General features: G+C 72.8%; 10 protein-coding genes. 2 read left to right on the plus strand and 8 right to left on the minus strand.

The window, feature by feature from the left end:
• Positions 1–114: 114 nt before the first annotated feature.
• Positions 115–573, plus strand: a complete 459-nt coding sequence (locus ACWCPW_RS19770) for an RDD family protein (RefSeq protein WP_449762861.1) — start codon at positions 115–117, stop codon at positions 571–573.
• Positions 574–831: 258 nt separating this feature from the next.
• Here the strand turns inward: ACWCPW_RS19770 and ACWCPW_RS19775 are convergent, their stop codons facing one another.
• The 5 genes from ACWCPW_RS19775 to ACWCPW_RS19795 all read right to left on the minus strand — a co-directional run bounded on the left by ACWCPW_RS19775 (position 832) and on the right by ACWCPW_RS19795 (position 4,810).
• A complete protein-coding gene (locus ACWCPW_RS19775) occupies positions 832–1,518 on the minus strand; it encodes a DUF4191 domain-containing protein (RefSeq protein WP_449762862.1) in 687 nt (228 codons plus the stop codon).
• Positions 1,519–1,716: 198 nt separating this feature from the next.
• The gene (locus ACWCPW_RS19780; protein WP_449762863.1) at positions 1,717–1,980 is read right to left on the minus strand and encodes a hypothetical protein; all 264 of its coding nucleotides are present in this window, start codon (positions 1,978–1,980) and stop codon (positions 1,717–1,719) included.
• 91 nt (positions 1,981–2,071) lie between these two features.
• A complete protein-coding gene (gene lipA, locus ACWCPW_RS19785) occupies positions 2,072–3,043 on the minus strand; it encodes a lipoyl synthase (RefSeq protein ID WP_395862254.1) in 972 nt (323 codons plus the stop codon).
• 242 nt (positions 3,044–3,285) lie between these two features.
• A complete protein-coding gene (lipB, locus tag ACWCPW_RS19790; protein ID WP_449762864.1) occupies positions 3,286–4,080 on the minus strand; it encodes a lipoyl(octanoyl) transferase LipB in 795 nt (264 codons plus the stop codon).
• A 28-nt stretch (positions 4,081–4,108) separates the two neighbouring features.
• Positions 4,109–4,810 carry a hypothetical protein gene (locus ACWCPW_RS19795; protein ID WP_449762865.1) on the minus strand — a complete coding sequence of 234 codons (702 nt, stop codon included), beginning with the start codon at positions 4,808–4,810 and terminating at the stop codon, positions 4,109–4,111.
• Between the two features lie 423 nt (positions 4,811–5,233).
• Here ACWCPW_RS19795 and ACWCPW_RS19800 point away from each other — a divergent pair, with 423 nt between their 5' ends.
• Positions 5,234–6,604: a regulator gene (locus ACWCPW_RS19800; protein ID WP_449762866.1), complete on the plus strand. Its 1,371-nt coding sequence runs from the start codon at positions 5,234–5,236 to the stop codon at positions 6,602–6,604.
• 91 nt (positions 6,605–6,695) lie between these two features.
• Here ACWCPW_RS19800 and ACWCPW_RS19805 read toward each other — a convergent pair whose 3' ends face one another.
• From ACWCPW_RS19805 to sucB, 3 genes are all read right to left on the minus strand, one after another.
• Positions 6,696–7,940 (minus strand): NAD(P)/FAD-dependent oxidoreductase, encoded by a 1,245-nt coding sequence (locus ACWCPW_RS19805; RefSeq protein WP_449762867.1) that lies wholly within the window; start codon positions 7,938–7,940, stop codon positions 6,696–6,698.
• Between the two features lie 251 nt (positions 7,941–8,191).
• Positions 8,192–9,085, minus strand: a complete 894-nt coding sequence (locus ACWCPW_RS19810) for a TIGR01777 family oxidoreductase (protein ID WP_449762868.1) — start codon at positions 9,083–9,085, stop codon at positions 8,192–8,194.
• A 113-nt stretch (positions 9,086–9,198) separates the two neighbouring features.
• Positions 9,199–10,678, minus strand: a 1,480-nt coding sequence (sucB, locus tag ACWCPW_RS19815) for a 2-oxoglutarate dehydrogenase, E2 component, dihydrolipoamide succinyltransferase (RefSeq protein ID WP_449762869.1), incomplete at its 5' end; no start/stop codon positions are given.

Raw genomic sequence — 10,678 nt, forward strand, 5'->3', positions numbered from 1 at the left:
TACGCACCCACCCGTACGGGCCGGCCCGTCTTTGCCCGGATGCATGCCCATGATCATCCTGTCCACACGCACCCCGGGGCGGGTGAATCGGCCCGGCTCGTCTACTTTGGAACGGTGGACGAGAACACGACCGCATCGCGGAACCAGGCCCCCGGAGCGGCGGGCGAAGACTTCGGCTACCGCGGCAAGCGTCTCGGGCTGCCCGAGGACGGACCCAACTCGCTCGCGCCCACCGGGCGCAGGTTGATCGCCCTGCTCATCGACTGGAGCATCTGCTACATCATCGCGCTGTCCTTCCTCGGCGGCGGCGACCTCAACGCCCTCGGGACGAGCTGGGGCACCCTGGCCGTGTTCGCCGCCGAGAACCTGCTCCTGGTGAGCACGATCGGCTGGACCTTCGGCAAGCGGATCATGGGCATCCGGGTGGTGTCGGTCACCCGCGACACGCTGATGCCGCTCGCGGTCCTGGTACGTACGTTCCTGCTGTGCCTGGTGATCCCGCCGGCGATCTACGACCGGGACGGGCGCGGGTTCCACGACAAGGCGGTCGGTACCGCGGTGGTGCGTGCGTAGTTCGTAACACGACGCGTGTCGACACAACGCGTGCCGATGCGCCCCCTGCGGACACGACCCCCAGGGACACGACGCGTGCGAACGGGCGCGGTCCGGACCCGGGGCACGACCACCCGGACCCGGTACGACAAAAGAGTGACGTACGACAACGAGCGGCGTACGACAAAAGAGCGGCGGCGATCCGGTATCGGATCGCCGCCGCTCTCGCGATCGGGCGGGGACGGGGTGCTGCCGCGTGGCGCGGTGGCCGTCGAGGGGTCAGCCGCGCGGGCCGCGCGGCATGCGCGCGCCCTTCGGCATCGGGCCCTTGGGCACCGGCATGTTCTTCATCAGGTCGCCGACCGCGCGCAGGCGGTCGTTGACCACCGCGACCTCGGGCTTGGCCATGGTCGGGCTCAACTTCATGATGTGCCGTTGCAGCTTGCGCAGCGGGACCTGGCCCTCCTCGTTGCCGACGATGATCGTGTGCACCACGGTGCTCGCCGCCAGGCGGGACATGCGCTTCTTCTCATCGGCCAGCAGTCGCGTCACGCGACCGGGCTGGCCCTCGCCCACCAGGATGATGCCGGGGCGACCCACGGCGCGGTGCACGACATCCTGCTGGCGGGTGATGGCCACGGTGGGGGTCACGACCCAGCCACGCTTGAGTGACTGCATGACCGCCAACGCCGCGCCGGGCTGGCCCTCCATCTGGCCGAGCACCGACTTCTCGGCCCGTCGTCCGAAGATGAAGGCCGCCGCGAGCAGACCCACGAGGGCACCGAAGATGCCCAGGTAGATCGGATGTCCCCACCAGAAGCCGATGGCCAGGAGTACTGCGAATACGCCCAGGCCCCAGGCCGCCACAATCAAGCCGACCCACGGATCGGCCTTCTTCGTCTGCTGGTAGGCGAGCCGGATCTGCTTCAGCCGGCCGCTCTTCTCGGATGGTTCCTTGCTCGCCATGTGAAAAGGATACTGGCGTGTCATCCACCCGGGACAATGGCTGCCGCCGGCTTGTCCGAACCTTCATGCGAGCGGCGCAGCGCCGCGGCCGTCCGACGGGAGACGAGCCCCCGGCGAACGGCCGAACGGTGTCGTGTACCGCCGGGCACGGACACCTGTGTCCACACCCGCGTCACGTGATGCCACACGTGTCGCGTGTCAGTGCGAACGGGTGCCCGGCGCCGGGTTGACCGGGGCGAGCCGGGCCAGGATGTCGGAGGCCTCGGCGCGGGCGCGGGCACGACTGCGGTCGGCACACACCGCGGCCCACGCGTTGCGCCGCGCGGTGCGCTGGCCACCCTCGAACATCAGCACGGTCTCGACCGCCCGGAAGACCCGGCCGACGGTCGCCCGCCGGGCGGCGGCGCCGCGATCGAACGCGCCCCGAAGCACCGAGGCGTTGCCCTGCTGCGTGTCCTGCATGTCGTCGTCCCCCTACCTGTTCTCGGTGCGAAGGCTCACCGCACTGCGGTCGACTCTCGCAACAATGTGTTACCAAACGATGACGTCGGGGTCAAACCGACGTGAAGGTCTGCACACCTTCGCCCGAAGCGGAGCGGGTTTCGCGTACTTCGAGGGCCTGGCGGTAGAGCCGGCCCGCGCGGTACGACGAACGGACCAGGGGGCCGGAGAGCACGCCCGCGAAGCCGATCTCCTCGGCCTCCTCGTTCAGCTCGACGAACTCCTCCGGGCGCACCCAGCGCTCGACGGGGTGGTGCCGCACGCTCGGCCGCAGGTACTGCGTGATGGTCAGCAGTTCGCAGCCGGCGTCGTACAGGTCCTGCATGGCCTGGCTGATCTCGGCGCGTTCCTCGCCCATGCCCAGGATCAGGTTGGACTTGGTGACCAGGCCGTCGGCCCGGGCCTGGGTGATCACGTCGAGCGAGCGCTCGTAGCGGAAGCCCGGCCGGATGCGCTTGAAGATGCGCGGCACCGTCTCGATGTTGTGCGCGAGCACCTCGGGACGGGAGGAGAACACCTCGGCCAGTTGGTCCGGCTGGGCGGTGAAGTCCGGGATCAGCAGCTCCACCCCGGTGCCCGGGTTCAGCTCCTTGATCTGGCGGACGGTCTCCGCGTACAGCCACGCGCCGCCGTCCGGGAGGTCGTCGCGGGCGACGCCGGTGATGGTCGCGTACTTCAGGCCCATCGCCTGGACCGACTCCGCGACGCGGCGCGGTTCGTCCCGGTCCAGCTCGGCCGGCTTGCCGGTGTCGATCTGGCAGAAGTCGCAGCGCCGGGTGCACTGGTCGCCGCCGATCAGGAAGGTCGCCTCGCGGTCTTCCCAGCATTCGTAGATGTTGGGGCAGCCGGCCTCCTCGCACACCGTGTGCAGCCCCTCGCGCTTCACGAGTTGCTTGAGTTCGGTGTACTCGGGGCCCATCTTCGCCCGGGTCTTGATCCACGAAGGCTTGCGCTCGATGGGAGTCTCGGCGTTGCGGACTTCCAGGCGAAGCAGCTTGCGGCCGTCGGGTGCGACAGCGGACACGCGCGACTCCCTCTTCTCGGGGCAGCCTGCGGGGCGGGACAGACTGCGATGGGCCCGACAGGATGGTCCGGGCCCCTGGTGGGGCGGTACGTCCAGAGTACGCCGAGCGGATCGGGCGTTCGGACGGCCCGTCAGGTGGCAACCGGGACGAACCGGGGTGGATTCCCCGGATGCCGGATTCGGTACGAGGCGTGCGTCACGTGGACCATGAGGCGTGCGTCACGCGGGCGTTCGAGCGCGTGTCACGCCGGCACGTGCGCGAACACGTCGGCGAGGTGCTTCTCGGCCAATGGCAGTATCTCGGTGACGGTGACCTCGCGGCCCAGTTCGCGGCTCAGCGAGGTGACGCCGGCGTCCTTGATGCCGCACGGCACGATCCGGTCGTAGTACGTCATGTCGGCGTCGCAGTTGATCGCGAAGCCGTGCATGGTCACCTTGCGCGAGACCCGGACGCCGATCGCGGCGAGCTTGCGGTCGTCGCCGCGCTGGCCCGCGTTGGAGGGCGCGTACTCCGGGCCGGCCAGGCGCGGGTCGAACTCGGGGTGCAGGCGCGGGTCGGGCCCGGCCGCGAGTCGGCTGTCCAGCCGCAGATCGAGACCGCCGGTCGGGGCGGAGCGCTCGGGGACCGCGTCGCCCAGGACCCAGACGCCGCTGCGGCCCTCGATCCGGGTGGTCGCCAAACCCAGGTCGGCGCAGACCCGGATCAGCGCCTCCTCCATCCGGCGCACGTGCGCGACCACGTCCACCGGCTCGGGCAGTCGCACGATCGGGTAGCCGACGAGTTGGCCGGGGCCGTGCCAGGTGATCTTGCCGCCCCGGTCCACGTCGACCACGGGCGTGCCGTCCATCGGGCGCTCGGAGGGGTCGGTACGGCGGCCCGCCGTGTAGACCGCGGGGTGCTCGAGGAGCAGGCACGTGTCGGCGGCGGCACCGCTCACCACCTGCTCGTGGACGCGGCGTTGTTCCTCCCACGCGGCCTCGTACGGAACGGCGTCGGCGCCGATGCCCAAGTGCACGAATCGCAAGAAGCTGGTCACGTCCACCAGCGTACGACGGGGCCGGATCTCACCGGTGGCCGGCGTCGAGCCCGCGTACGTGGCAGGTGACACCGGTGAACGTGCAGCCGATCGACTCGACGCGCCCGTACAGGCCGAACACGATCACCGCGCTGGCTCCGGGGGCCAACGGGCTCCGGCCGCGCGCGGTCGCGGTGCCGCGGTCGGTGCTGGTGCGCATGTCCTCGCCGTAGAGCATGGTGAAGCCGCTCTGCCGGCCCGTCGCGGTGAGGGTGAGGTCCCACGCGGGGAGCGGGTGCGCGGTGCGGTTGGTGATGACCACCGTGCCGTCGGCGCCCCAACCGGAGTCGCTCACCGTGGCGTCGACGGTGATGTCCTTCGGGCCGGTGGTGGCGGGCGGGGGCGGGACGGGCGGGGCGGCCGACGTGGGCGGCGCGCTCGAGCGGGTCGCCGGCGGGCTCGTGCCCGCGGTCGCGCTCGCCGAGGCGGAGGGGGAGCGGGTCGCCGACCTGGTCGCGCTCGCGGTCGTCGTGGTGGTCGCGCCCGGACTCGGCGAACCGGCCTCGGGAAACGCCGGCGCGGGCGCCGGCAGCGGCATGGTCACGTCGCGCGAGACCGGGCGGCCGCGGCCCTTGTCCCGATCCGAGCCGGCGAACAGGAAGACCCCGCTGGTGAGCAGCAGGCACACGATCGCGACCGCGGCCAGCGGGATCACGATCCCGCGAGCGGTGTCGTCGGGCTGCCGGGTCACGCGTGCGCTTCCTTCGAATCGATGTCGGGCGGTCGGCGCGAGGCCGTCGGCCGCGGTGGCCGGCCGCGAGCTTCGGCCGGGGTCGGTCACGCGGTTCGCCCGCGTGGGTGTCGATCATCCCATCGGGTGAACTGCCCCGCGCATGTTCCACCACGGGTCCGCGCACCGCAAGCGGCCCAGGGCTGGTGACGGCGCATCGGATCCGCCCGCCGGGTTCGGCAGGTTCTGCCGAACCCGGCCGCGCCGGGCCGCCGTCGAGGCGCCGTCGGGCCCGATTCGCCCCCCGATCGCCGGGCCGATCCCGGTAACTCGAAAGGGTCATTGTTGCGAGCGTTCGGGTTGTAGCGCTCCAGAAATCGCTAGATTCTCGCGCGATCACCCACCCACACCGAACCACCGCACCAGCGGGAGGCGTTCATCTCCATGGCAGCCAGGGTCGAGCGGCGCCCCAATCACCGGCTGGCGGCTCTTGTCGAGGAAGCCGGCTTCTCACATGCCGGTCTGGCCCGACGCGTTGACCAACTCGGTGCGGAACAAGGCATCGATCTCCGGTACGACAAGACCTCGGTGGCACGCTGGCTGCGTGGCCAACATCCGCGCGGGATCGTGCCGATACTGCTTGCCGAGGTCTTCACCCAGCGGCTCGGCCGCAAGCTCAGCGCCGAGGATCTGGGCATGGCCGGTTGCCGGCCTGACTATGCCGGGCTCGAATACGCGTCCGGCCCGCCCGAGGCGGTCGAGATCGTCACCGGCATGTGGCAGGCCGACTCGGCCCAGCGATCCGCCTTGGTGGAGGCCGCGTTCACGCCCGGGGCGCTGGTGGTGCCCAGCCGGGACTGGCTGATCGGCGCCGGCGACGAGCGGCCGGCCCGGCAGGACGGCGATCGGGTCGGGCTCGGCGACGTGGCCGCGGTGCGCGCCGTCGGCGAGGCGTTCCGGCGGTTGGACAACTCGTTCGGCGGAGGGCACGGCAGACAGGCGCTGGTGCGCTACCTCGACACCGAGGTGACCGCGATACTGCGCGGGACCTACGACTCGCGCACCGGCAGCGCGCTGTTCGGCGCCGCGGCCACGCTGACCCGGCTGGTCGGCTGGATGGCGTACGACGTGGGCGTGCACGGGATGGCGCAGCGGTACTTCGTCCAGGCGCTGCGGTTGGCCCAGGCGTCGGGGGATCGGGCGCTCGGCGGGTTCGTGTTGTCCACGATGAGTCGGCAGGCGGTCTACCTCGGGCACGGGCGCGAGGCGGTACAACTGGCGCGGGTCGCCCAGCAGGGCGCCTCGGTGGTGGCCACGCCCCGGGTCCGGGCGCTGTTCCACGCGGTCGAGGCGCGCGGGCACGGGCTGTTGGGGGACGCGCGGGCGTGCGGGGCGGCGCTGCTGCGCGCGGAGCAGGCGTTGGAGTGTGTCGCGGAGGGGGACGACGAGCCGGAGTGGGTCGCGTTCATGAACGAGGCGCAGCTCACCGACGATCACGCGCACTGCTACCGGGACTTGGAGGACTACGACAAGGCCCGCGAGTACGCGGAGCGGTCGTTGCGGCTGCGCGGGAGCGAGTACGCCCGCAGCCGGCTGTTCTGCCAGACCATCCTGGCCACCGCGTTGTTGGAGCTGGGCGAGGTGGAGCAGGCGTGCCGGGTGGAGGCGGAGGCGACCGAGCAGGCGGAGGGCCTGCGGTCGTCGCGGGCGGTGGACTACGTGCGCGAGTTCACGCATCGGCTGGCGCCCTACCGGGACGTGCCGGCGGTACGGGAGTTCGAGGCCCGGTCGGGGTGCTTCGTGCGCACGGCCTGAGGGCTTCCCGCCCACCGGCCCACCCGTCGCGCAAGGCTCGAAGGTGGTGGATTTCGGGCCTCGGGTGGGCGTGATGGGCCCATCGGCCCTCTCAGGCCGCCAGGACGCCCAGGTCGGCGAGGGCGGATCGGGCGGCTCGGCGACCCGAGGCCAGGGCGCCCTGGATGGAGCTGGAGTCGCGATGGTCGCCGCAGACGTACAGGCCGCCGATCATGCGGACCGGGCGGCGGAAGTTGTGGCCGGGCTCGACCACCGGGACGGCGCGCGGGATATGACAGGTGGTCAGGTGCGCCCACTCGGTGGTGGGCGTGTCGTACACCACGGCCAGCCGTTCGCGGACCCGCAGTTCGAGCTTGGCCGGCTCCGAGCCGTCGTGGCCCAGCACGGTGGTGGCGATCAGCGCGCGCCGGTCGGGCGCGTACGTGGGCGCGACCTGGCTGACCACCGCGGTGTGCGTGAACGGGCCGCGGGCGTCGGCCTCCACGAGCAGTGACGCGTCGGGCCGGGGAGCGGCCCGCGCCACGTGGTAGAGCGTGGTCACCGGGTGGAACTCGGGCATCCGCAGGCCCGGCAGCAGGGCCACCGCCGTGGTCGGATCGGTGGCCACGACCACCGCGCCGGCGCGGATCTCGCCCGCCACGTCGGTCAGTACGCGGTCGGCCGAGACGGACAACACCCGCACGCCGTAGCGCACCGCGCCGGTGGGCAGGCCGACCGCGAGTTGCCGGGGCACGGCGGCCATGCCGCGCGCGGGCAGCGCCACCCGACCGCGCAGGAACGAGCGCAGCGTCAATTCGGCGAACCGGCTCGACGTGCCCAGCGCCGGATCGTGCAACAGCGCGCTGAGCAGCGGGCGCAGCGTACGGCGGGTCAGGTCCGGCGGCAGCGCGCGCATGAGCGGCGCGTCGACGGCGGCCGTCTCGGCGGCGCTCATCACCCGGGCGACCGGGGAGGACGCGGTCCGGGCCAGCAGCGCGGCGAGTCGGGCGCGGTCGGTGCCGTTGCCGTTGCGCAGACCGCCGAGCGCGTCGCGGACCCGGCGGACGTCGCCGACCCGATGCGTACGGCCGTCCTCGTGGAGCAGCACGCCGGGCTGGAACGCGCGCAACCCGAGTGCGGCGACGTCCAGTTGCCGGCCCACCTGGGGCCACGAGGTGGTCAGCGACTGGAAGCCGTGATCGACCCGGAAGCCGTCCACGAGGTCGGTGCGCACCCGCCCCCCGGGTCGGTCGGCGGCCTCCAGGACCGTCACCGGAACCCCCGCCGCGGCGATGGTCCGTGCCGCGCTCAAGCCGGCCAGACCGGCTCCCACCACGATCACCTCGGTTCGACGCACGTCGACCACGGTCGTCCTCCCGTCCCCCTGCCCACGGCCGCAGGCGCCGCGGAGTCGGTTTCGTCGCCTACTGGTCATACCCAGCGAAATGCCGAAAGACCGTTGCGATACACGGGAGTTGGTGAGGTTCGGCGGGTGTGCGACCCGCCGACCCGGTGTGCCCGTTACCGACCGGGCGGCCGCATCCGCCCGGTCGACGCCGCGTCCGGTGGCCCGGGGCAGGGGCCGAACCGGTGTCGCCGTTCGTCCCGTCAGCGCTCCAGGGCCGCGGCGATCGCGGTGTCGATGGTGGGGTGTCGGAAGGTGAAGCCGGAGTCGAGCAGGACCCTGGGAAGCACACGTTGGCCGGTGAGGATCTCGCCGGCGAAGTCGCCGAGGACCGCGCGCAGGGCGAAGGGGGGCACCGCGAGGACGGTGGGGCGGTGCAGGGCCCTGCCCATGGCCTTGGTCGCCTCCGCGTTGGTGACCGGGTGCGGCGCGGTCAGGTTGACCGGGCCGGCGAGGTCGGCGCGGTCCAGGACGTGGCGGATCGCGGCGACCTCGTCGACCAGCGAGATGAAGCTCCAGTACTGCCGGCCCGAGCCGAGCCGGCCGCCCAGACCCGCCTTGAACAACGGGAACATCCGGCCCCACGCGCCGCCGGACCGGGAGACCACCAGGCCGGTCCGCAGGTGGGCGACCCGGATGCCCGCCTCCAGGGCCGGTGCGGTGGCGGCCTCCCACTCGGTGCACAGTTCGGCCAGGAAGCCGCTGCCGGGCGGGGACGACTCGGCCACCTCGCGATCGCCGGTGTCGCCGTAGCAGCCCATCGCGGAGCCGGCCAGGAGCACGCGCGGGGCGGGCTCGAGGGCGGCCAGCGCGCGCGAGACGGCCTCGGTGCCCAGGACCCGGCTGTCGCGGAGTTCGCGCTTGTACGCGGCCGTCCAGCGCTTGTCCCCGATGCCCGCGCCGGCCAGGTGCACCGCCGCGTCCACCGGGCCGAGCGAGGCGGTGTCCACGGTGCCCGCGTGCGGGTCCCAGCGCACCTCGTCCGGCCCGCGGGGAGGCCGGCGGACCAGCCGGACCACGTCGTGGCCGTCGGCGGTCAGCGAGCGGACGAGAGCGGAACCCACGAGGCCGGACGAACCGGTGACGGCGATACGCATGGGAACATCCTTGCCCACCGGGCCCCGGACATGGCGAAGGCGGCCCGGACGCGATGTCCGGACCGCCTTCGAAACGTGCCTGCGGCGGTGCGTACGCACCGCCGCGGTGCGTCCTACAGGCCGAGGTCGCCCTCGAAGGCGCCTTCCTCCAGGCGGGTCTTCACCGTCTGCAGGAAGCGGGCCGCGTCCGCGCCGTCCACCAGGCGGTGGTCGTAGGACAGGGCCAGGTACACCATCGAGCGGACCGCGATGACCTCACCGAGCGTCGGGTCGTTGACCACGACCGGGCGCTTGACGACCGCGCCCGTGCCGAGCATCGCGACCTGCGGCTGCGGGAAGATCGGCGTGTCGAACAGCGCGCCGCGCGAACCGGTGTTGGTCAGCGTGAACGTACCGCCGGCCAGCTCGTCCGGGCTCACCTTGTTGGTGCGGGTGCGCTCGGCCAGGTCGGAGATCTTGCGCGAGAGGCCCGCGATGTTCAGGTCACCCGCGTTGTGGATGACCGGGACCATCAGGCCGCGGTCGGTGTCCACCGCGATCACCAGGTGCTCGGCGTCGTGGTAGGTCACCGTGCCCGCGTTCAGGTCCATCGACGCGTTCAGCACCGGGTGGACCTTGAGCGCCTCGACGGCCGCCTTCGCGAAGAACGGCATGAACGACAGCTTGACGCCCTCGCGCGCCACGAAGTCGTTCTTGGCCCGGTCGCGCAGGCGGGCGATGTTGGTGACGTCCACCTCCACGACCGTGGTGAGCTGGGCCGAGGTCTGCAGCGACTCGACCATGCGCTTGGCGATCACCGTGCGCATGCGCGAGAGCTTCTCGGTCCGACCGCGCAGCGGCGACGGCTCGATCGGAGCCGGGGCCTTCGCGGCGGGCGCGGCCGAGGCGGCGGCCGGAGCCGATGCCGCGGCGGCGGCCTGGGCCGCCTGCTGCTTGCGGGCCGTCTCCAGGACGTCCTGCTTGCGGATGCGACCACCGATGCCGGTGCCCGCGATCGAGCCCAGGTCCACGTTGTGCTCGGCGGCCAGCTTGCGCACCAGCGGCGTGACGTACGCGCCGTCGGCCTCGGCCGGCGGGGTGAGCTGCGGGGCCGGAGCGGCGGCGACCGGAGCCGGAGCCGGAGCGGGCGCCGGAGCCGGCGTGGGCGCGGGCGCCTGGACCGGAGCGGCGGGCGCCGGAGCGGGAGCCGGTGCGGCGGCGGCCGGAGCCGGAGCCTGCTGAGCCGGTGCGGGCGCCGCCGGAGCGGGCGCCGCGGCCGGCGCGGAACCGGGCGCGCCGATGACGGCCAGCTCGGCGCCGACCTCCACCGTCTCGTCCTCGGCGACGCTGATCTTCAGCAGCACGCCGCCGATCGGCGCGGGGATCTCGGTGTCGACCTTGTCGGTCGAGACCTCCAGGAGCGGCTCGTCGGCCTCGACCGTGTCACCCTCCTGCTTGAGCCAGCGGGTGATGGTGCCCTCCTGCACGCTCTCGCCGAGCGCGGGCAGCAGCACCGGGGTGCCCTGCACGTCGCCGGCGGGTGCGGCCGGCGCCGCGGCCGGAGCGGGCTCCTGGGCGCCGGCCGCTCCGGCGGCGGGCGCCGCCGGAGCGGCC

This window comes from Embleya sp. NPDC001921, assembly GCF_053594475.1.